16 protein-coding genes and 2 tRNA genes are annotated in these 22,530 nt (G+C 45.6%); 7 read left to right on the top strand and 11 right to left on the bottom strand.

Annotated features, from left to right (window positions below; translation table 11 throughout):
• Positions 1-65 precede the first annotated feature (65 nt).
• A complete protein-coding gene (locus tag K0O23_RS02385) occupies positions 66-2,549 on the bottom strand; it encodes an outer membrane beta-barrel family protein (protein WP_219875795.1) in 2,484 nt (827 codons plus the stop codon).
• A gap of 294 nt (positions 2,550-2,843) precedes the next feature.
• Positions 2,844-3,368 carry an RNA methyltransferase gene (locus tag K0O23_RS02380; protein WP_246596891.1) on the bottom strand — a complete coding sequence of 175 codons (525 nt, stop codon included), beginning with the start codon at positions 3,366-3,368 and terminating at the stop codon, positions 2,844-2,846.
• A 481-nt stretch (positions 3,369-3,849) separates the two neighbouring features.
• Between K0O23_RS02380 and mutS the strand changes: the two genes are divergently transcribed.
• The 5 genes from mutS (at position 3,850) to K0O23_RS02355 (ending at position 9,170) form a co-directional block, all read left to right on the top strand.
• Positions 3,850-6,477, top strand: a complete 2,628-nt coding sequence (gene mutS, locus K0O23_RS02375) for a DNA mismatch repair protein MutS (protein WP_219875793.1) — start codon at positions 3,850-3,852, stop codon at positions 6,475-6,477.
• A 228-nt stretch (positions 6,478-6,705) separates the two neighbouring features.
• Positions 6,706-6,778: transfer RNA gene (locus K0O23_RS02370), tRNA-Gly, on the top strand.
• Positions 6,779-6,864: 86 nt separating this feature from the next.
• Positions 6,865-6,948 (top strand) — tRNA-Leu (locus K0O23_RS02365).
• 526 nt (positions 6,949-7,474) lie between these two features.
• Positions 7,475-7,831, top strand: coding sequence for a hypothetical protein (locus K0O23_RS02360; RefSeq protein WP_219875792.1), 357 nt, complete (start codon positions 7,475-7,477; stop codon positions 7,829-7,831).
• A gap of 808 nt (positions 7,832-8,639) precedes the next feature.
• The gene (locus K0O23_RS02355; protein WP_219875791.1) at positions 8,640-9,170 is read left to right on the top strand and encodes a hypothetical protein; all 531 of its coding nucleotides are present in this window, start codon (positions 8,640-8,642) and stop codon (positions 9,168-9,170) included.
• A 204-nt stretch (positions 9,171-9,374) separates the two neighbouring features.
• Here the strand turns inward: K0O23_RS02355 and K0O23_RS02350 are convergent, their stop codons facing one another.
• Both K0O23_RS02350 and K0O23_RS02345 read right to left on the bottom strand, forming a co-directional pair.
• Positions 9,375-10,085 (bottom strand): hypothetical protein, encoded by a 711-nt coding sequence (locus K0O23_RS02350; protein WP_219875790.1) that lies wholly within the window; start codon positions 10,083-10,085, stop codon positions 9,375-9,377.
• 769 nt (positions 10,086-10,854) lie between these two features.
• Positions 10,855-12,354, bottom strand: a complete 1,500-nt coding sequence (locus K0O23_RS02345; protein ID WP_219875789.1) for a DUF6056 family protein — start codon at positions 12,352-12,354, stop codon at positions 10,855-10,857.
• 191 nt (positions 12,355-12,545) lie between these two features.
• Here K0O23_RS02345 and K0O23_RS02340 point away from each other — a divergent pair, with 191 nt between their 5' ends.
• A complete protein-coding gene (locus tag K0O23_RS02340; protein ID WP_219875788.1) occupies positions 12,546-13,622 on the top strand; it encodes an acyltransferase family protein in 1,077 nt (358 codons plus the stop codon).
• Positions 13,623-13,630: 8 nt separating this feature from the next.
• Here K0O23_RS02340 and rodA read toward each other — a convergent pair whose 3' ends face one another.
• The 7 genes from rodA to purN form a co-directional block, all read right to left on the bottom strand.
• On the bottom strand, positions 13,631-14,956 hold the full coding sequence (gene rodA, locus K0O23_RS02335) for a rod shape-determining protein RodA (RefSeq protein ID WP_219875787.1): 1,326 nt from the start codon (positions 14,954-14,956) through the stop codon (positions 13,631-13,633).
• A gap of 3 nt (positions 14,957-14,959) precedes the next feature.
• Complete coding sequence (mrdA, locus tag K0O23_RS02330) at positions 14,960-16,789, bottom strand: penicillin-binding protein 2 (protein WP_219875786.1); 1,830 nt, start codon at positions 16,787-16,789, stop codon at positions 14,960-14,962.
• Positions 16,790-17,317 carry a hypothetical protein gene (locus tag K0O23_RS02325; RefSeq protein WP_219875785.1) on the bottom strand — a complete coding sequence of 176 codons (528 nt, stop codon included), beginning with the start codon at positions 17,315-17,317 and terminating at the stop codon, positions 16,790-16,792.
• Positions 17,307-18,173: a rod shape-determining protein MreC gene (gene mreC / locus K0O23_RS02320; protein WP_219875784.1), complete on the bottom strand. Its 867-nt coding sequence runs from the start codon at positions 18,171-18,173 to the stop codon at positions 17,307-17,309. The genes K0O23_RS02325 and mreC overlap by 11 nt, the downstream gene beginning before the upstream one ends.
• A 9-nt stretch (positions 18,174-18,182) precedes the next feature.
• On the bottom strand, positions 18,183-19,208 hold the full coding sequence (locus K0O23_RS02315) for a rod shape-determining protein (protein ID WP_219875783.1): 1,026 nt from the start codon (positions 19,206-19,208) through the stop codon (positions 18,183-18,185).
• A 543-nt stretch (positions 19,209-19,751) separates the two neighbouring features.
• On the bottom strand, positions 19,752-21,275 hold the full coding sequence (gene purH, locus K0O23_RS02310) for a bifunctional phosphoribosylaminoimidazolecarboxamide formyltransferase/IMP cyclohydrolase (protein WP_219875782.1): 1,524 nt from the start codon (positions 21,273-21,275) through the stop codon (positions 19,752-19,754).
• Positions 21,276-21,305: 30 nt separating this feature from the next.
• Complete coding sequence (gene purN / locus K0O23_RS02305; RefSeq protein WP_219875781.1) at positions 21,306-21,899, bottom strand: phosphoribosylglycinamide formyltransferase; 594 nt, start codon at positions 21,897-21,899, stop codon at positions 21,306-21,308.
• Positions 21,900-22,290: 391 nt separating this feature from the next.
• Here purN and K0O23_RS20465 point away from each other — a divergent pair.
• The coding region (locus K0O23_RS20465) for a transposase-like zinc-binding domain-containing protein (RefSeq protein WP_394371676.1) at positions 22,291-22,530 on the top strand (240 nt) is incomplete at its 3' end.

The raw sequence follows: 22,530 nt of genomic DNA, 5'->3' as shown, positions 1-22,530 counted from the left end.
TTGGCCCATAAAAAAAGCAGCCGGACAAAGTGCCCGACCGACTCAAAATAGAAAACAGGTAAAAATTAAAAGTCGTCGTCATCCCCGCCACTGTCCCGGTCGTTCTGGTCGCGGCGGCGGTTACGGTTATTATCATCGCTGTTGATGCGGTAAGTAAAGCCTAAGTAAATGATGCGGCTCTGGCGGCGGTTCTCAGACTCTGTCCTGAAGTTGGGGCCATAGCTCAGGAAGTTGAACTGACGCGTGTTAAACACATCTGACACACGCAGCGAAACAGTGGCATTCTTTTTAAGCACGTCTTTCTTCATGGCCAGATCGGTGCTGAACATCTGCTCCATGCGCCCTTGTATGTCAGCCGTTGGAGCACGGTAAAAGCCGGAAAGTTGAATGTCGAGGTCTTTCCAGACTGTCATGGTAGAAGTAAGTTTGGAGTTCCAGCTAAACTGGGCATTGCTCAGCTCGGTATCGCCCTGGGTGGTGCTTAGCTGTGTTCTGAAGGCCGATACGCTTCCGTTTAAACGCCACCATTTTGTAGCCGGGTAATTATAGCCAAGCTCAGCGCCATACGACCTGTTGTCGGATATGTTAAGAAATGTTGTTTCTGTGCCGGGTACAGCCTCCCCATCTACAATTACAGTAGTGGGCATCCGGAAACGCTCGATCTCATCCATGGTGTGGCGGTAAAACAAAGTGGCGTTTACAGAGGCTTCTCCCCAATATCTCAGGTATCCCAGTTCAAGCGAGTTCACAAACTCAGGATTCAGGTTTGGATTACCGTAGCGTGTGTTAAACCTGTCCGATCTGTCTACAAAGGGGTTCAGAAAGCGGCTGCGCGGCCTGTTTATGCGACGGCTGTAACTAAACTGCACTTTGTTGTCGTCATTGATATCCTGTGTGACAAATACCGTCGGGAACAGGCTGAAGTAACTGTTATCGTCTTTAATATTTTGTGTTCGCTGGTCTGATTTGGTAACTGTTTGCTCGGCGCGCGCACCCACCTGGTAGCTAACGGATTTATACTTGTTGCTGTAGTTAGAGTATAATGAGTAAATATGCTGATCGAACACAAAATGATTGCTCTGGTTGATGTTATACTCCAGTTGGCCGGTTTCATTGTTCAGATCGAAAAAGCGTGAGTCATCATCCAGGCGTTCAAAAGAGGTTCTCAAACCGGCCTCAAAACGGCTGTTTTCCGAGATAGGATGCACATAGTCTGCTTTGGCTATAATTTCTCTGTTGCCATCGTCTACCAATGTCTGCTGTACTTCTGTAAGTCTGCCTTCCAGTCCTTCTGTTTCTCTGAAGTTGCTTATCTCATCGTCTATATTGGTGTTGTACACAAAATCAGCCGTTAGTTCCTGGCCTTTTTTGTCGAAGGTCTGGCGGTAACCCAGGGTAACGTCCATGGCTTTTTCGTCTTCTACCTCATCAGTGTTTCGGATGCTGGTGCTTGCCAACCGCTGGTTTTCATCCAGAAACCGGTAAAAAATGCTGTTGTTGCCGGTGTCTTTGCCAAACCTGTAAATACCCGAAGCCGATAAAGTATGCTTTGGCGTAAGGTAGTAATCAGCCCCGAACCGGAAGCTGTGAGAGATGTCCTTGCTGTTGCGTTTACCATCCTGCAAGCGATAGCTGGTACTGTCCTGCAGGCCAGCTTCATCAAAGTAAAAGTTAGTGGTGGTGCTGTTGTTAAAGCCCGGCCTGGTACGCTGCCTAAAATCGTAGCCTGTAGTCAGAGACCATTTGTTATACCTGTAGTTCAGGTTAAGCGAGGAGTTGTAGTTATCATAGGTGCCTGCGGTAACCGAGGCAGATCCGTTAAAGCCGGGTGTTTTTTCTTTTTTTAGAACCAGGTTGATAATGCCTGATGTACCTTCCGGGTTATACTTTGACGATGGGTTGGTGATTAGTTCTATACTTTCGATCAGGTTGGCCGGAATCTGGTCCAGGGTCAGGTTAGAGAGGGCAGAGCGTTTGCCATCAATCAATATGGTTACATTGGAGCTGCCGCGCATACTTACGTTGCCGTCAATGTCTACGGTAACTGAGGGTAGGTTCTGCATCACTTCGGCCACAGAGCCGCTTTCCGCGTTAATATCCTGGCTTACGTTTACCACGCGCTTGTCCAGTTCAAACTCTACCAGTTGCCTTTCGGCTACCACCTGTACCTCAGCCAGTTTGGTAGAGGCAGCACTAAGCGTAATGTTACCCAGGTTGGCTTCAGGCTTATCAGCCGTAATATTGATATTAGGAATAAAGCGGGTTGGGTAGCCAACCATAGAGGCGCGAAGTATAAACTGCCCTGCCGGAATACGCTCAAGTATAAACACACCCTCTATATCAGTGGTGGCGCCGGTTACCAGACTGGAGTCTTTTGCTGTTAATAAAACTACGTTAGCGAAGCCAACAGGCGCTTTAGAGTCGACTTCTACTAGTTTTCCGCTTATTTTGCCGCGGGTAGAGGCAGGTTGTGCTTGTTGTGCGGATAAAGGGTATGCTAAGGTAAAGGTTATGGCAAAAAGTAATATGCGTAATAAGTGGTTTTTCATAGTAAAGTGTAGTGCTTGAGTAATTAAGCTTCTAACATCAGTTTAAACATTGATTTGTAGCAACCAAGGCTTTGAAGCAAAGTATAAAACACGCCTTTTTTGCAAAAGCCTTATATACAAGACTATAAAAAGACAGCAGGGTTTAGTACTGTGGAAAACTACAGGGCTTTGCCGGATCAGATAAGAAGGCAACAAGTAAGGGTTATACTTGTTTTAAAAAGAGAAAAGTATAGCCAGCCTGCTTTATAAAGACAGCGCCAGCTATACTTGTTATACTTTGAGTTTATACTTTAGTTAATCCTGCGAGGCGATTGTTTTGCTCAGGAAATCCCAGACGACCACGCCGGTTGCCACAGAGATGTTAAGCGAATGCTTGGTGCCAAACTGCGGTATTTCCAGTATTACATCAGAGGCGCTTACCACTTCCTGCTCCACGCCAAAAACCTCGTTACCCAGCACAAAGGCATAGTGCTGCCCCGGCTCCGGCTTAAACTCATTTAGCATCGTACTGTTCTCGGCCTGCTCCACAGAGCATACTTTGTAACCATCGGCCTGCAGTTTTTTTACCAGTTCTAAAGTATCCGGCACATGCTCCCAGGCTACAGATTCCGTAGCGCCCAAAGCAGTTTTTTCGATGTCGCGGTGGGGTGGGGTGCCGGTAATACCACAGAGGTATACTTTCTCAGCCATAAAGGCATCGGCGGTACGAAAAACAGACCCCACATTATTCAGGCTACGAACATTATCGAGCACCAAGACTAACGGTATTTTTTTCTTATTTTTGAATTCTTCAACCGAGTCGCGATTGAGGTCATCCATCGAAAGTTTACGCATTGTTTCTTAGACAAAAGATTTTTTGACAAAAGATAAATGACTCCTGTCAGCTATACTGCAAAGGTCAGGCTGATTTTGGCAAAAGGCAAGTTGATTGCTGGTTGTTAATTGCTGAATTGTTGGATGGTTAAATTGTTAGACTGGGAAGAAAGTATAGTAGCAGCTGTTTCGGATTTCTTAATCCGAAACGACAACTGAAGCGGATTTCCTAATCCGCGTTAACAGGAACATGGGGACTAGGAAGTCCCCGGCAGATAGCTTTCGGACTAGGAAGTCCGAAAGTGCATGCATAGAGCACGTAAAGTATAAATTCCCCTGGGGGTCGGGGCCCTCTTTTAAGGGAGGGGTAGGGGTGGGTTAATCCCATTCCCGAACAAGTATAAAGTATAGAATCAGCTTTAAATTAAATGATTGATATACCAGTATCAACCAATTTAACCATGCAGCCATTTAACCATAACAAGGTATGAAAGGAGAAGGCACAGTAACCCCTTTGATGAAGCAGTACAACGCCATCAAAGCAAAGCATCCGGGGGCACTACTGCTATTTAGGGTAGGCGATTTTTACGAAACCTTCGGCGAAGACGCTGTAAAGGCTAGTAAGATACTGGACATCGTACTGACAAAACGCGGAGCCGGCTCTTCGTCTGAAATAGCGTTGGCTGGTTTTCCGCACCACTCCCTCGACACCTACCTGCCCAAACTGGTGCGTGCCGGCGAGCGCGTGGCCATCTGCGACCAATTAGAAGATCCGAAAACAGTAAAAGGTATTGTAAAGCGCGGCGTAACCGAATTGGTAACACCGGGCGTGTCGTTTAACGACCAGGTGCTGGAGCGCCGGAGCAACAACTACCTAGCGGCTGTGCATTTCGGCAAAACCGAAACGGGTGTGTCTTTCCTGGATGTGTCTACTGGCGAATTTATTACGGCGCAGGGCGATAAGAACTATGTTGGCAAGCTGCTGCAAAGCCTGGCACCATCGGAAGTACTGTTCTGCAAGCGTGAAAAAGAAACCTTTACCGAAAGCTTCGGACCCGATTTCAGGTACTATGCGCTGGATGAATGGGTATTTAAGTATGATTACGCTTATGACGGATTAACCCGCCAGTTTGGAACAGCCTCGCTAAAGGGGTTCGGTATAGAAGGAATGGCCGAAGGCATCATCTCGGCAGGAGCCATACTGCATTACCTCGCCGAAACGCATCACAACGAAATCAGCCATATCTCCACTATCTCCAGATTAGAGGAAGATAAGTATGTTTGGCTTGATAGGTTTACCGTGCGTAATCTGGAGCTTGTTTTTCCACAGCACCAGGAGGGCGTGCCACTGATCCAGGTACTGGACCAGACGGTAACCCCAATGGGTGCCCGCCTGCTGAAGAAGTGGGTAGTGCTGCCGCTAAAGGACGTGGCGCAGATCCGTCGCCGTTTAGATACAGTTGAAGCACTTACAAAACATCAAGACCTGCTACAAGAGCTAACACAGCACCTGAAGCAGATAAATGACCTGGAGCGCCTTATTTCTAAAGTGGCTGTGCGCAGAGTAAATCCTCGGGAGCTGATGCAGCTTTCCAAAGCACTGGATGCGATTGTGCCGATACAGAAGGCTTTGGCGCTAAGCGATATTCCGGCCTTACAAAAACTGGCTGCCCAGCTGGCGCCATGCGATGGCCTACGTGAGGAAATAAAGAACGTGCTGAAGCCAGAGCCGCCGATGCTCACCAACCAGGGCAATATGATAAACGATGGCGTACATGCGGAACTGGATGAGCTGAGAGCCATAGCTTTCTCAGGCAAAGATTACCTGGCACAGGTGCAGCAGCGCGAGATAAGGAACACCGGTATAAGCTCGCTTAAAATAGCCTATAACAAAGTTTTTGGCTATTACCTGGAGGTGAGCAACGCGCACAAAGACAAAGTGCCCACCTCCTGGATTAGGAAGCAGACGCTGGTAAACGCAGAGCGTTATATTACTGAGGAATTAAAGACCTACGAAGAAAAGATACTGAACGCAGAGGATCGTATCTATGCTATAGAATTTGGCTTGTATAACGAACTGGTGCTACACGCCCTGGATTATGTGGCACAGGTACAGCAAAATGCAAAGGTTATCGGTGTGATCGACTGCCTGAGCTCTTTCGCAAGCATAGCCCTGGCCAATAATTATGTGAAGCCGGCAGTAAACGATAGCCATGTGCTCGACATAAAAAAAGGCCGTCACCCGGTAATTGAAAAACAGTTGCCGCTAGGAGAGGCTTACGTACCAAACGATATCTTCCTGGACAACGAGGAACAGCAGGTGATCATCATTACAGGCCCGAACATGGCCGGTAAAAGTGCTTTGCTGCGCCAGACAGCTTTGATCGTGCTGATGGCGCAGATCGGTTGCTTCGTGCCTGCGGAGGCGGCAAGTATAGGCATCATCGATAAGATCTTTACCCGCGTGGGCGCATCGGATAACCTGTCTAAAGGCGAATCTACGTTTATGGTGGAGATGACCGAGACGGCAAGTATACTGAACAACCTCTCAGACCGCAGCCTGGTGTTGATGGACGAGATCGGACGTGGTACGAGCACCTACGACGGTATTTCCATTGCCTGGGCTATTGTAGAGCACCTGCACAACCATCCAAAGTATAAAGCCAAAACGCTTTTTGCCACGCATTACCACGAGCTTAACCAACTGGCTGAGGATTTTCCGAGAGTAAAGAACTACAACGTATCGGTAAAAGAGGCAGGAGGGAAGATACTGTTTATGCGTAAACTGGTGGCAGGCGGCAGCGAGCACAGCTTTGGTATACATGTAGCCCAGATGGCCGGCATGCCAAACAGCGTAGTGCTGCGTGCCGACGAGATCATGCACCACCTGGAAAAAGAAAAGGTATCGGAGCACGCGCCGAAGCAACGCATGAAAACGGCTCCGAAGAATAACTTCCAGCTAAGCATGTTTGAGCCAAGCAACCCGCAGCTGGAACGTGCCAGAGAGCTGATGGAGCAGCTGGATATAAACACCATTACCCCGGTGGAAGCACTGCTAAAGCTAAACGAATTGAAGCTACTGATGCAGGACAAGACGCAGGAAGCTGTTCGTTAGGGCTCTATAGTATAGGCTGTAGGAAGTATAAAGTATACTTTGGGCCTTTGTTCTGGCGTTTAGCAGGTGTTGCAGCAGGCAATGCAAAAAAATATTGAAAATTTTCTGCCTGAAAATCAGCTGTAAAGCTGAAAAAGGAGGAAAAATTTACACCAGCCTATTGACAAGTCAGATTTTGTCTATATCTTTGCATCACTAAATCACTACGGCGGTTTGGTAATAACAAAAGCGGGAGTAGCTCAGTTGGTAGAGCGCGACCTTGCCAAGGTCGAGGCCGCGGGTTCGAATCCCGTCTCCCGCTCAGCAAAATACGAACAGGAGACGTTGTCTAATAACAACGTCTTTGTTTTTTTGCGAAGACTCCTTCAGATGTCGATCTGAAGTGTTGCCGGGATGGTGGAACTGGTAGACACGCAAGACTTAAAATCTTGTGAGCGCAAGCTCGTGCGGGTTCGATTCCCGCTCCTGGTACTAAAATTAATGCATAAAGCGCTGTAGGTGAGCAACTTACAGCGCTTTTTTGTTTTGCGCAAGAGAAATACGTGACAAAATGCGCACAGTTTATAAGCAACTGCCAGTAAAATACTCGGCAGATGTGTGCCCTCCTTATATTATCAACCTTCTTCATTCTACGAGGTCAGCCATCCTTTTCTTTGTTTTCTCTTGCGGATGTTCAAGCGTAACTGCGCTTGTGGTGCGCCAGCGGCTGGCTTCTTGAGTGTGCTCTCAATTGCACTAAAATATTAAATACACCTACTGTTGTTTAATATTAAAATTAAACTATATTTGGAGTCTCTATTGCTGGAGATACTGATTAAGGTGATTGCAATGTAAAATATTGCACTTATTCAATAGTAAGCCAAGGGAGGTGTGACGATTTGATTACGATTATCCTTTTACATTACTTTGTGGCCGGTGCTCACAGCAATGAGACTTAAAAAAGAGAGTAAGGCGTAACCGAAAAGCCGCACGAGTAGGGCAATCAAAAAAAACAATCATGAAAGCATTAAGATTCTTATTGACAATGGTAGTTGCAATTATGTTCGTGGCAGGCATGAGCAGTTGCGACAAGTGTGATGGCGAAAACCCGCGCGCCAAGGTAATAAACCGTGGAAGCGCAGAAGTCAGCGTGCAGATCAAAACTTCTAACGGTAACACAGAAAACATAAACAACGTGATGCCTAACACAAGTTCTGACTCAAGGAGTTATGCCAAGGGGCTAGTAACATTCACTATAACACTAGGTAAAACTGAACTTGTAGAAACTGTTCAAATGGATAGCTGCCATGAGTACGACATTGTAATTGATGCTAACAACAACATCAGTACAGTTTCGCGCGACCTGAACGACTAAGTAGGCTTGTTTTTAACAAGTATAAAGTTTAGCTGCCCAACCCAGGCATAATGGGTAGGGCAGCTATTTTTGTTCGTTACCTGATTTTAGCGACTAAGGCAGAACCCCGGTAAAGTATAGTTTAGCAGTCTGCATCAACAGCTGTCTTTTTACCAGTCTTTTTCTTTGCCTTCTCTTTTGCAAATAAACCTGCCGTGTACTTTTCATACAGCTAAAACAGGTACTCCATCCGCTTGGCCTCCACTTCCTCTTTTTCAGTTTTTTCCCACTCTCTGGCAAACTTGGCTGCTCTGTCCTTTATCTCGTTCCAACTTAAGGTCATATGACGTCTGTTTTCAGCCTTCAATATAAATATATTGAAATGGAAATATTCATAAAAAGACTTAATGCAAAGAGGTGCAAGGTGGCTCTGTGACAAAAGAAATGTTCAGCAAAAATGCTCACTCTCAAAATTAGGTAACTATACCACCTGTTTACAGCTTCTACAACAAGCAGGGTCGTTTCATTCTGATAAAAATTGAAAAAACATTAGTCATTTTGTTAAGGACCTTGGTTGCTGGGAGGTTAAGCTATCCTCCCAGCAACCAAGGTCCTTGCAGGATGACAGAATAAAAGAGAATGAAACAGCCCTACTACAACAAGGGAGGAAGAGAATCCACAGATGCTGGAACAGGCTCATTCCAGGCTAGGCGTATATCATTCCGTTTCATTTCGGTGCAAAATAACATAAACTTAGATAATTAAATATAAAAATAGTTATATCTTTTATTGAAGTGTCTCGTAAAAACCCCTAAATTACTTGTCAGCCATGGTGGAAAAAAAATCGAAGAGCGTTTCGCGTGAGAGCGCATTAGCCGAAACCAGCGATGTAGCCAACGTCAGTTCAGTTCAGCGTATCAGGGGAAATAAGAGAAGCCTATTGGTAGCCCACATTACTGGTGAAGACCAATACCCAATTGCGCCCGCCTTGCCGGGGCACGTTTGCGCGACTAGGGCCACCAAGGGTTTTCTGGTGAGAAGAGGGGGATTGTGGAGGCAGGCACCTGTAAGGGAGCAAGGCAGCAATGCCTTGGCAAGCGACGCGGATGTTTGGATGAGTGCGGCCCCCATTCAGGCGGAGACGGTCACGCAATGGAAAAAGGCCTTTTATAGCGCCTATAGGCAAAAGCAGTTTAGTAGAGCGGAATACATCTACCAAAGCAGACTGCTTTTTGACCTCGATACTCCTGACGTGCATGCTGCCTTCAGGCAATACCGCAGGAATGACCTGCTGGTCAAACTGCTAGCCGGCGCTCTTTTTGCGGCTGTGTCCCTGTTGGCTTGGCTGCAACTGGCATAAGGCCGTGAAAATGAAAAACGCCAGCCACCATCGTCAAAGGCAGGTAAGTTTGCCAACCTACTTGTCTTCTTCCGCTTGGCACAGGCCCATACATTCAACGGGAAATTAACTTTTGCTTTCGTCTTGTCAGTAAAGATGAAGTAAAAAGCCGCTACCTAAAAGGCAACGGCTTACATTTACAATAATGAAACAATGAACTCAATACTAGTTGACATCCGTTGGCACGTCGTAGAAGCGCAGTTGCAGCACCTTTAAGCCGTTGTTGTCATAACTCCAGTAGTAGTCCTCTAAACGGTCATCGAACAGCGGCACGCGCTCCGTAGTACCATCCCCGTCAAGGTCGGCGTAGATGTAGAGCAGGTCTCTAGATACGTTCTGGAACTTAGAGCCGCCTTTCTCGCGCAGGCTCACCAGTGACTCCAGACTGCACACCTGCGTTTCGTCTTCCGGAGTTGTCGGGTCATCAGTCAACGTGGGATCAGTGGCGCAGGTGGTCATGGTAGACGAGCCGCCCGGCTTGCCCAGCGCGCGCGCGTACACCGAGTAAGACGTGATGCCGTCGTTGTCAAGGTCTGCGCTCGGCAACTGGAACAGTGCGCCGTCGCTGTCCGTGCCGTTGGCATCCAACACGCGGAATGCACCGTCGGTCAGGTCTGCGTTCTGCAGGTTAATCTTCGTATTGCCCTCCATGTTAACGAAGATGCGGTGGCCGTTGTTGCCGTCCATCGGAGCGGTCTTGCCTTTTGGCACTCCAATGATGTTAAGGGTGTAGTGAGCGCCACTTGGTGCGCCGTTACCAGTGGCTTCTGACAGGTTAGACGCCCCCAGCGGGGCCACGGTGTCCTGTTCTTCTGTGCAGCCTACAGCTAGCAACGTTGGGATAACCAGTGCTCCCAGTAATTGAATTTTTCTCATAAGAGTTATAACATTAATGGTTAAACATATAGACAACAGATACACTTAAGCATAGGATAATGTTACACTAAAAGATAAATTTTTATATAAAATATTGTATTTAAATCACTGTGATTGTACTTATTCTGACCATTTAAAATAAATAATCAGCCTAAGTAGGCAAACCAGGGATAATTGATTGCATAGAATCATTTTAATAAATTTTTAAATATTTTTACAATGCTGCTAGTCTTACTTTCACTAGAGAATATGCCACAGGTAGTTTCTCTTTTACTGCGTTACACGCTTTAAAATTTTTGATAAATCCCAAGCCTCCCTCATTCCAACTGCAAAAAGGCATGGTGGGGAATGGAAAATAGAAGGGCGAGACTTAGTCTTTTTTTTACCCGCTATTAAAAAAACGACAGTATTTGTTGTAGCCTGAGTTTATATACATCAGAGTTAAATAGTTATAACGCAACAATAAATACTTTATATAATCTCAGATATTGCAGGCAATTTTATAAGGGCTGGAGCAGGTTGTGTTCTACACCCAGCATGCTCTTGTCCAAACTCATTAAAGCACATCTCTGCCAGTGATAGGCTAGACTTTACAATGGGTATAAAGAGGGCGCGTAGCCTGACAAGTTGGAAGTTTATGCAGTGTTTCAGGATGTAGAGAACATACACCGGAACATGGAGCGTGATGTTTGTAAAACCTGGATAAGACAATTGCGTCTTGTATTCCTGTGCTTGCTCAGCGTGCAAATTTCTCGGGAGGATTAATTTCCTATTGCCCCAGTAATCTGTGTTTGATTTGGCGTCCTATTGAATGAAGCGTTTCCAGGTTGCTCTCATCAGTTGGCCAGCCTGAGGGGCCTGGTTTAGACAAGTAAATACCTTTTTTATTCCAAAATAACTTTTGAGTTCTGTTTATAGGCGAATCTTTTGCTGGGATGTATTGGGTGATATCGTATAGGTATAAACTTTTAGGCATGTCTGTAAGTGGCTCAACTATACAAACCTGACAGTTAGATGATTTTAAAAGTGCATAACGCTTGTTAAGCTCATCATTGTGTTTAGCAGCCTTACCAGATAGAAGATCAAGGTATGCAGTGCTTATATTATTATCAATGTTAATAACATGCCGGAGAAAAAGGAAAAGTACAGCGAGGTAAAGCACAAAGTTGTGTCTACTAATTGGGGGTTGCTTATAGTGTAGCTCTAATAAGGCATGTAAGATATAAAACCAGCCAAGCACAAAATAAAAATATATAACATTCTCAACGTTAGGCTTTGGTACAGCCCCTGTAGACCAGGCGTAGGTAAAATTCATAAGAAAAAGTGTACCCAAAAAAAATGCTACAGTCAGCCACAAAGAACCTTTGAAAACGCTATTGTAGCTTGTAGAACTACTAATGTCCGGCCATAGCAACACGTACAGTATGGAGGCAGATACTAAAACTAATCCCCATTTATAGAAATAAGTAGGAATAAGTATAAGCGAGGCGAGTACAGACCATGTAAAATTTCCGGTGTCACCGGAGTTAAGTTCCATTCTTTGATAGTTGCCAGGAGCCAAAACCATCACCACACTGGCTGTTACACAAAAAACAAAAAGTATCAAAATATATTGTAACGCCTGATGCTTTTGCTTCACCAACTGTATTAGTATCAGCGTTATTATAGATAATACTGATACTAATGACAGTTCATTGGTCCCAATAATGGCGAGACAAATTATTAAAATGCTTACAAGGTAGAGTGTCCTATGCCTTTGGCCCTCAGGATTAAAGAACTTTATGATCAATATCAAGGCAAGAATCGTGAAAATTGAAGGAAGTTGATACACAAAATAATGCGTCATGTAATACAATCCTCTGGATACATCGGGAAGGTGACTAAGATATATTGTTGTAATTAACGCAGTAAAGGCAAGTTTTTGTATTCTTTTTAGCTTGTCAAATAGAGTAGAAATCAGCCAATATAAAGTAGTTAGAAATAACAACAGAAATAGTAATGAGCCTGCTTTGTACCAAAACCATGAGTCGAATCTTATTGGGTTGATCCTGGAAACCATAGTTGAGAAATATCTGCCAGACCAGTTAAGGTAGGTGTCTATCTGAGTCGCAATAAAGCTAGCCTGGTTATCTCTTATGGCATACTCAAAGTCATCTGTAGAAGGTTGGTTATAAACACTGAGCAATAAGAATGGTAAGACAGTGTACATACCAATTACAATCATTATAGTATAAAAATAATGATTGAAGTATTTTGAAGCTAAGGGCATATATCTGTTAAGAAAGCTTAAAGATAATCAGATGCAACCTAAATTTATAACAGATTTAAGTTGACAAATCAAGTAACAAAATCATATATACAAGGTATAACATTTCCAACTCTCCTCCGGAGAAATTGTTAACTACTCGGCAGCATTGCATATGAACACATGTTACTGCCCACCCTTATGTTTGCTAGTATATGAGAATTAAAGAACTTGATGCCCTTCGCGGCTTGGCCGCTTTTGCTGTTTTCCTGTTTCACTTCCAGTTGTTTGATTACGGTTACCTCGGAGTACACTTGTTCTTCATCATATCGGGGTTTGTTATTTTCCTGACCGCTAAAAGTGTAAAGAAACCATCCGACTTTGTGATTGCCCGATTTTCCAGGTTATATCCTACTTATTGGGTGTGCCTGTTTATCACATTTGCAGTTTTATACTTTGGCAGGGGAGACGTAACGGTTAAACAGTTGATCTATAACATTACCATGTTTCAGGCTTTTTTAGGTGAAAAGAACGTGGACGGTGCTTACTGGAGCTTAACAGAGGAATTAGTTTTTTATGTGATCGTTTTTGCGGCTTTGATGCTGGGCATGGTAAACCGGGTTAAACTTTGGACTGGGGCTATGATGGCTTTGGCATTGGGTGGCTTGTTTTTGAATCCCGAATTAGGAGGCATCGAAAAGAATGTACAGGCGGTGGTAAAGTACTTTAACCTGTTTGTGGCGGGCATTATCTTCTACCATATTTACCTGGCCCAGAAAGTAAAGGTAATACATGCTGCTGGCCTTATACTTTGCCTGGGCATAGCCTTAATGTATGGTTACGGCAGTTACCTGTCCTACTTTAACCATAGTATAGAAATTGCTGTGATCTGTGGCTTTTTTGGGTTATTTACGCTGCTGGTAATGGGTAGGCTGGCTTTCCTGCAAAAGTATAAATGGCTGCTGTTTTTAGGCGAGATATCTTACCCATTTTATCTGCTGCACCAAGAAATAGGGTTAACATTCAGGCGTTTGTTTGCCACAGAGAATATACTGGTGCATATAGTGCTGGTAGCGGTCATCTTTGTAGGTATAACATTGCTGGCTACTTTTATTAACCGCAACATAGAGCATAGCACTTCCAGGGTTGTAAAGAAGAAACTGCAGGCCTGGTACAATGGCAAAGTATACATTCCGGATGCAACGGCTGTTGCCAACCATGCAGTAGCAGCACAGCCAGTCAGGGTAGACGGATTATCTGTGCTGCAGGCCGAAAGATCGTCTGCACCTTAAGAGGGGTTTTACCTGGCTAAGTCTTTGGCGCGGTTGGCGTCCAGGGCAATAAGTATAAACAGCAGTATCGTAAACGACCACAATGACGAACCTCCATAGCTAAAAAACGGCAGCGGGATACCTACCACAGGTGCCAGGCCAATGGTCATGCCCACATTAACCAGAAAGTGGAAGAAGATGATAGAGGCTACACAATAGCCGTATGCGCGCCCAAATACAGAGCGCTGCCGTTCCGCAATGCTTACGATCCTGATCAGAAGGAATACAAACAAGCCGAGCAGAACGGTACTTCCTATCCAGCCGTGTTCTTCGCCGATCGTGCAAAAAATAAAGTCGGTGCTTTGTTCGGGTACAAAGTCGAATTTAGTCTGAGTACCTTCTAAAAAGCCCTTGCCCCAAAAGCCGCCAGAACCTATCGCGATCTTAGATTGTGTTACGTTCCAGCCATAGCCCAGCGGGTCTGCCTCAGGATTTATAAGCGCCTTTATACGGTTTTGCTGGTGCGGTTGCAGGATGTCGTTTACAAAGTAATCCACGCTGAAGATCATGCCCACGATAAGAACAAGCATGGCAACCATGGTTTTTAATCGGCGCATCAGGCGGTAATCAAGCCACACAGCCGCTCCCATCAGCAAAATTACCCCTATAATAAGGTAAAGCTTGGGCACCAGCAGGGTAAGTATAAATATGGCGGCTGCAACACTGCCTATTATAAGTATAAGCGGCGACATGCCTTCGCGGAAGAACGCAAGTATAAATGCGCCAAACACCAGGGCCGATCCTGTTTCATTTTGAAGTACAATGATAATCGGCGGCACAAAGGTGATGGCAGCCAACACCATCTGGTCTTTGAATTTTTGCTGGCGCAGGTTTACGCTGCTCAGATACTTTGAAACCGCGAGTGCCGTGGCAAACTTGGCCAATTCTGCAGGTTGTAAACGTATGCCTCCTCCAAGGTCGAGCCACGATCTGGAGCCTGCTATTGGTTTTGCGATAACAAGCGTAACCAATAGCAAAAGTATGATTCCCCCGTAAATTGGGTATGCCAGGTGTTCGTATACTTTGTAATCAACGATCAGGATAACCAATATCAGGATAAGAGCAAGACCGATCCATAGCAGCTGCTTACCTGAGTTGATGTCCATGCTAAAGATGTTTACAATATTATCGGGACTGTAAACAGCGGCATAAATGTTCATCCAGCCCATCGCTACAAGTAGGAAGTATAGTAGTATAGTTACCCAGTCTAAGTGGTGGGTAAGCAGGTTAGGCGTGCGGTGGCTACTGCGCGTGGCTACTTTATACTTTGGTAAAACTTGCTGCTCTGCACCCATGGCTTACTTCGATTTAATGTTCAGGTACTCACGGCTTAGCACCCACTTCTCCTGCTCTTTGATCGTAACCGTATCAGTCAGGTACTGCTCTATCATCAAACCGGCGATAGGCGCGGCAGATTGCCCACCCCACTTACCGTGCTCTACATAAACTGCGATCGCGATCTTCGGATTGTCTTTAGGAGCAAAGGCTACAAACACAGCATGGTCAGCGCCTTGTGGGTTTTGAGCTGTACCAGTTTTACCGCACACTTCTATCCCTACTTTCGCCAGATTAGCTCTTCGTGCTGTACCTGCGCGTACCACCTCGGCCATACCTGCCACAATCGGCTCATAGTGCTGCGGTGTAACCGAAGTATAATGGCGTTCCTGGTACTCTTTTAGGGGTTTGCCGTCTTCGCCTACCGAGCGTATAATATGTGGCGTTACGTAATAGCCACGGTTGGCTACAATGGCCATAAAATTTGCCATCTGTAGTGGCGTTACCCCCAGTTCTCCCTGTCCTATACTTAGCGAATAAATAGTAGAGTACTTCCAACGGTTTTTGCCATACACGCGATCATACATCTCCGGAGATGCAATAATGCCTTTTTTCTCTCCCGGGATATCGATGCCTAATTGCTGTCCGAAGCCAAACGTAAGTACCTGCTCACGCCAGTCTTTTAACCCGATAGAAGTGTCTGTAAAGGTGTTCTTAGACTTATTTTGGTTCAGAAGCAGCCTATAAGCCTGGAAGAACCAAGGGTTGCAGGAGTGCTGCACTGCTCCGTAAAGATCGAGTGGTGAAGGGTGTGGGTGGCAATTTACCAGCGCTTTGTTACACGCAAACTGCGTTTTTGGAGTAATTACGCCATCTTCCAAAGCGATCAGGGCCTGCACCAGCTTAAAGATAGAGCCAGGCGGGTTCTGGTCGGCCATGATAGGGCGGTTGAACATGGTTTTGTCCTTGTCCTGGAGTAATTGCATGTAATTTTTGCCGTAGTCCTTTCCGGTAAACAGGTTCGGGTCGTAGAAAGGGGCAGAGATATAGGCTAGAATCTCACCGGTGGCAGGTTCTATAGCTACTATACTTCCTTTGGCGCCATTCATCAGTTTTTCGCCGTATGCCTGCAAGTCCAGGTCTATGGTGCTAACCAGGTTCTGGCCGGCAATGGATAAGGTGTCGTAGGCGCCTTCTTTAAATGGTCCTTTCTCCACACCGCGCACGTTTACCATCTTATACTTTACGCCACGCTTACCCATCAGGTATTTCTCATACTCCAGCTCTATTCCGCTTTTGCCGATATAGTCGCCGGGGCGATAACCTTTGTAGGTGCTGTCTTCGAGTTGTTTCGGGCTGATCTCAGCAATATAACCCAGTGCATGCGACAAACTCTGGTGCGGATAGCCACGCGCCGTACGGGCATTTATGTAAAAGCCTGGAAAGTCGATTAGGTTATCCTGGATATGGGCAAGATCCTGGGTGGTAAGCTTCTGGTAAAAAATAGACGGTTGCACATAAGAGAAGCCGCGTGCCTTCTTCAGCCTTTCGCGTACATCATCCAGCGGTAACTCTAAAAGGTTGCTTAGGCGCAGGGTATCCAGTTGCTTCACCTCTTTGGGTACCACCATTAAATCGTAAACAGGAGTGTTTTGTACCAGCAGCTGTCCGTTGCGGTCGTAAATCAGTCCCCGGAAAGGATACTGGATGATGGTTTTGATGGCGTTGGTCTCGGCGGCTTGCTTGTAGCTGCTGTCCACAACCTGTATATAGAAAAGGCGGAGCGCAAATACGGCGCCTACCAATAAGAAAATGCCCTGAATTATGTATTTTCTGTTTTCTAAGTATTTCATTTAAACTCTACTCGTTCTCTTGGGTGAGAAGAACAGTAACTGTAGTATGATCATCACTATACCGGTAAAAACCACGCTCAGTACAATTTTCAAAAGCGTCTGTAAAAAATCGTCAAAGCTTATCCTTTCCAGAAAAAATACTGCTGCATGGTGTATTAATAGCAGCGTAAAAGTATAAGTCAGGAACCAGCCTTTGCCCATCACATGGATGTTTACCGAATCGCTTATGTCGTAACCGTCGCGGGGTGTAAGAAGGTTCAAAAGCAATGGCCGCAAAAAGGCAAGCAACACACTGGCGGCCGCATGTATGCCCATTGTATCGTAGAAAATATCTACAGTAAAGCCTACCAGAAAACCTAGGAAAAGCAGCAGCAGCCGGTTAATATTTATGGGAAGAAAGAGCAGAAACGCCACATATATATAGCAAAAGCCCGTGCCGTAAAGCACCAGGTTATCCATCAGCATGATTTGTAGTGCTACGAACAGTATAAACTGCAAAATGTTATTTAGGCCAATGCTAGTCTTCATCTGGAAGTATACCTGCGTTTTGTTCTAACTCTTCGCGCTCCTCTTTTTGCGTGTTTTCTACTACATAAACATAAGAAAGCTGCGCAAAGTCGACTGCCAGCTTTACTCTTATGGTATAAAAACTTCTGTCCGGCTCTTTGGCGATTGAGCTTATGGTGCCTACCATAATACCTTCCGGGAAAACGGTGTTATAGCCGCTGGTTACTATTGTGTCTCCTTTGGCGGGCTCTATGTGTAGCGGTACATAGTCCAGCAGCGCAGTACGATAGTCTCCTCCGGTCCATTTTATGGTGCCGAAGGTATTATTCTTTTTAATTTTGGCAGAGATCAGCATTTGCGAGTGCAGCAGCGATGTTGCCGTTGAGTAATTTTTGGAAACAGTTTTTATACGGCCTACAACCCCATTGCTGGCTATAACGCCCATACCTGGTTCTACACCGTCTTCCGTGCCAATGGCCAGTGTCAGTGTATTATTGGTACGGCGAACAGAGTTATTAATCACACGGCCTGCATGAAGTATAAAAGGACGCTGCTTTAAGGTATCCGTGTTTGCAAAGAAGGTGGTATCCAGCGTGCTGGCACTGTCAATGAGGGCTGCTTTGCGGTACTGTAACAGTTCCTGGCGCAGCACGGCATTTTCCCGGGCCAACGTACTGTTTACGTTCGTTAGCCTGAAATAATCGGTAATACCGCTCTGGAACTCTAGTACCTCCCCAATGTATTTGTTTGCTGAGTTAAAAAAGGCTGCGCCCTGATACGTGTTATAGTGCACGATCATGAAAACGCACAGTACCTCCAGCAGTACAAATACCAGGAATGCACGGAACCGGTAAATAAAAGCAAATAGATTCCGCATTTAGTCCTTTTAGGTTAGCAGGACGTTCTTAAAACCTTCGATATTTTTGATGGCTGCACCTGTGCCGCGCACTACGGCTCTAAGTGGATCCTCTGCAATATGAATCGGTAACTTGGTTTTGGCAGCTAAACGCTTGTCTAAACCGCGCAGCATCGCACCACCGCCTGTCAGGTGAATACCGTTGTCGTAAATATCAGCAGAAAGCTCAGGGGGTGCAATCTCAAGCGCCTTTAAAACAGCCTCTTCTATTTTAGAAACAGATTTATCCAGGGCAATGGCAATTTCCTGGTAAGTTACCTTGATAACTTTCGGAATACCGGTCATCAGGTCGCGGCCACGGATCTCATAATCTGCTGGCGGGTTTTCGATATCTGTAAGTGCGGCGCCTACTTCAATTTTGATCTTCTCGGCAGAACGCTCCCCGATCAGCAGGTTGTGCTGGCGGCGCATATAATCCAGGATATCTTTTGTGAATACGTCACCGGCAATACGGATAGACTGGTCGCATACGATACCGGAAAGCGCAATTACTGCAATCTCTGTCGTACCACCCCCGATATCCACGATCATAGAGCCGATAGGCTGTTCCACGTCAATACCAATACCGATAGCTGCTGCCATTGGCTCCTGTATCATCCATACTTCCTTGGCTCCGGCGTGTTGTGCAGAGTCACGTACGGCACGTTTCTCAACTTCTGTGATACCCGACGGAATACAAATTACCATGCGGTGCGATGGCTGAAACAAACGGCGGCCTGTGTCAATCATCTTGATCATGCCGCGGATCATTTCTTCGGCAGCGTGGAAGTCGGCAATTACACCATCTTTCAGCGGGCGAATGGTTTTGATGTTTTCGTGGGTTTTTTCGTGCATCTGCATGGCGTTGCGGCCAATAGCAAGCACTCTGCCCGTTGTGCGGTCTACTGCAATAATCGAAGGCTCGTCTACTACAATTTTATCGTTATGGATGATCAGGGTATTTGCCGTACCCAGGTCAATCGCTATATCACTTGTAAGAAAATTGAAAAGTCCCATTTTATATATGTGCGGGCGTGCGGTAGCCCTTGTTATATTTCAAATATACTATAAATATTAAGTATAAACCCGCCGCAAAATTAGTGATTTTAAATAGAATTTATAGTGTACTACTAGTATAGGGGTGTGTTTTTACGATTTAAGTTTGAAAAAGCCCGTCTGTTGCTGTTTTTCAGGGGTATAACGTTTGCTTTAAGTATAAATTGAGTTAGAGTAGGAGTATAGTTGCCTGTACACTTTTTGTAATTCGGGGTGTTTGTAGAGAGATTGTAATAATATTACAGTTTTATTCTGTTATACCGGACGGAGTATAGGGATCTGGTGTAGCTTGAGTCAGGGTTTATATTTTTGCCTGCAAGCTATAGTTTTATAGTTGCCAGAAATCCTCTAACTCTCAAATCTCTAAATTCTGTTTTCGTAGAAACAAGTCACTGACTGTTCGCTGATGGACTGTAAGTATAAAACTATAACTCAATTTGCAGTAAAGTAAAAAGCCCCAGCTTAAAAGTGCCGGGGCTTTGGGGTTATTGTATAAGGTGAGAATTAATGTTTAAAATGGCGAACTCCAGTCATCACCATGGCCATTCCATGTGCGTCGCAATAGTCAATTGAGTCCTGGTCTTTGATAGAGCCACTTGGCTGAACTACAGCTTTTATACCTGCTTTGTCAGCAATCTCCACGCAATCCGGGAAAGGGAAGAAAGCATCCGACGCCATCACAGTTTTCGTTAAGTCAAAGCCGAAGCTATTGGCTTTCTCTATGGCCTGGCGCAGGGCATCTACTCTGGAAGTCTGACCAACGCCACTCGAGAACATCATTTTATCTGTGGCCAATACGATAGTGTTTGACTTGGTGTGCTTGCAAACTTTGGCTGCGAACACCAGTGCCTTTTTCTCTTCAGCAGTTGGCTCGCGTTTGGTAGCGGTTTTAAAGTCGGCTTCTGTTTCGGTTGCCAAATCTTTGTCCTGCTCAATTACCCCGTTTAGTAGAGTCTTGAACTGTTTTGTCGGCATTTCCACCTCATTCTGCTTCAGCAGTATGCGGTTTTTCTTTGTCTTAAGCAAGTCTAATGCATCAGCATCAAAAGATGGAGCAATTAATACCTCAAAGAAAAGTTTGTTCAATTCTTCGGCGGCAGCCATGTCTATACTTCTGTTAGCAATGATAACACCTCCAAAGGCAGATACCGGGTCAGAAGATAATGCATTTAAGTAAGCGTCTTTTATGGTTTCGCCGGTGGCGCAACCGCAGGCGTTAGTATGCTTCAGTATGGCTACAACCGGCTCGTCAAACTCAGCGGCCAGGGCAACAGCGGCATCCACATCAACCAGGTTGTTGTAAGAGAGTTGCTTGCCGTTCAGTTGCTCAAATAGCTCGTCTAGCTTGCCATAGAATGTGCCTTTCTGATGCGGGTTTTCACCGTAGCGCAGTGGCGTTGACTCACGCACACTTTGCTTGAATGGCTGCTCTTCGTTGCCGGCGTTCAGGTAGTTGAAAATGTGCGTGTCGTAGTGAGATGATACGTCGAACGCCTTGGTAGCAAAACGCTTGCGATCTTCCAAATCAGTAGAGCCATTCTTTTCCTGCAGTAGTCTTATCACGTCATCGTACTGCTCTCTGGACGACACGATCAGCACATCTTTAAAGTTTTTGGCAGCTGCACGGATAAGCGAAATGCCGCCAATGTCTATTTTCTCAATGATGTCAGCCTCAGAAGCACCGGATGCAACAGTTTCCTCGAATGGGTACAGGTCAACAATAACCAAATCGATTGGCGGGATATCAAATTTTTCACGCTCTGAAATATCGCTTTCGTTGTCGCGGCGGTGTAGTATACCCCCGAACACTTTTGGGTGAAGGGTCTTTACACGGCCTCCGAAAATAGACGGGTAATCAGTAAGATCTTCTACGGCTACTACCTCAGCACCTTGTTCCTCCAGGAAAGCCTGTGTGCCACCTGTAGAGTATATAGTTACGTTGTGCTGTTTCAGAAGCTCTACTAATGGCTCCAGACGGTCTTTATAATATACCGAAATAAGCGCTGATTTAATTTGGACTGGTTGCATGGGTTGCTTGTATGGGTTGATGGTTGATTTCTATAGTTCGTCTTTTTCCAGTAGCAGTTTTTCTACTACTTCAGGCAAATACTTGTGCTCCAACTGCAGTACGCGCGCAGCCAGCTCTTCAGGGGTATCGTCGGGTAGTACCGGGCAATACTCCTGAAGTATAAATGCCCCTTTGTCATACTCTTCGTTTACACGGTGTATAGTTATACCTGATTGTGCCTCGCCAGCCTGAACCACAGCGGTGTGTACATTTATGCCATGCATGCCTTTGCCACCATACTTTGGTAGCAAAGCAGGGTGTATGTTGATGATCTTATTCGGGAAGGCGTGCAGAAGGTTTTGCGGTACCAGCCAAAGAAAGCCAGCCAGCACGATCAGATCAGGGTTAAATTGCTTTACCTGCTCCAGTACTTTAGTGGAATTATAAAACTCATCCCTTGAAAACAAAAGAGCCGGGACGTGGTAGGTCTCGGCTCTTTTAAGGGCATAGGCTTTCGGGTTGTTGGAGAACAGGGCGGCCACGCGTATTTGCGGGTGGTGCTCAAAGTGCTCGAGCAGGCGCTGCGCATTGCTCCCTGATCCGGAAGCGAAAATGACTATATTCTTCTTATCTGGTCGTTCCAAAAGTATAAGCTTGCATTGAAGCTGCAAATATAGCGGGTTTGGTTTTAGTTGCCAGCAAGTATAAGTATAAATCTGAAGGTATAACTAAGTATGTGTTGGCTAGCTGACAAGGTTTTACCCTGCCTGTAACTTCAGCCATTATAAAGCATGAATTTATTCAGATGATATATGAGGGTAAAGCAACCTGGCTGCGGCCTCAAGTAAAGGAAAGTCAGAAGTGCGTTCCTGGCAGCGTTTAAGATCGAAATGAAATAGAGTCCCGAAGGGCTCTCCGGCTGAATTCTTTAACAGAACCCCACAATAAGATGTAACAGGCGTTATAATTTTTGGTTGTGGTCTACAATGTATGATATTGGAATAAGTATGACAGCAAGGGTGTTTACAGGAAGTTATGTGCGAGATAACTATCCAGATAAACTGCCCCTACTGCCACAGTGTGAAAGTAGTGAAAAACGGGGTAAAGTGCACGGGCAAGCAGAATTTCCTGTGCCGTGGCTGCCAAAAGCAGTTCCAGCACACCTATCAGAAAGCGGGCTGCAGGCCAGAGACGAAAGCCCTGGTGCTGCGGATGCTGGTGCGAAACGCGGGCATTCGTGACATCGGGCAGGTAACGGGCGTGCACCGGCAGACC

The sequence above is a fragment of the Pontibacter aydingkolensis genome, assembly GCF_019443125.1.
Classification (GTDB): domain Bacteria; phylum Bacteroidota; class Bacteroidia; order Cytophagales; family Hymenobacteraceae; genus Pontibacter; species Pontibacter aydingkolensis.
Note: the sequence above shows the minus strand (reverse complement) of the source record. Positions and strands in the feature narration are given on the sequence as shown.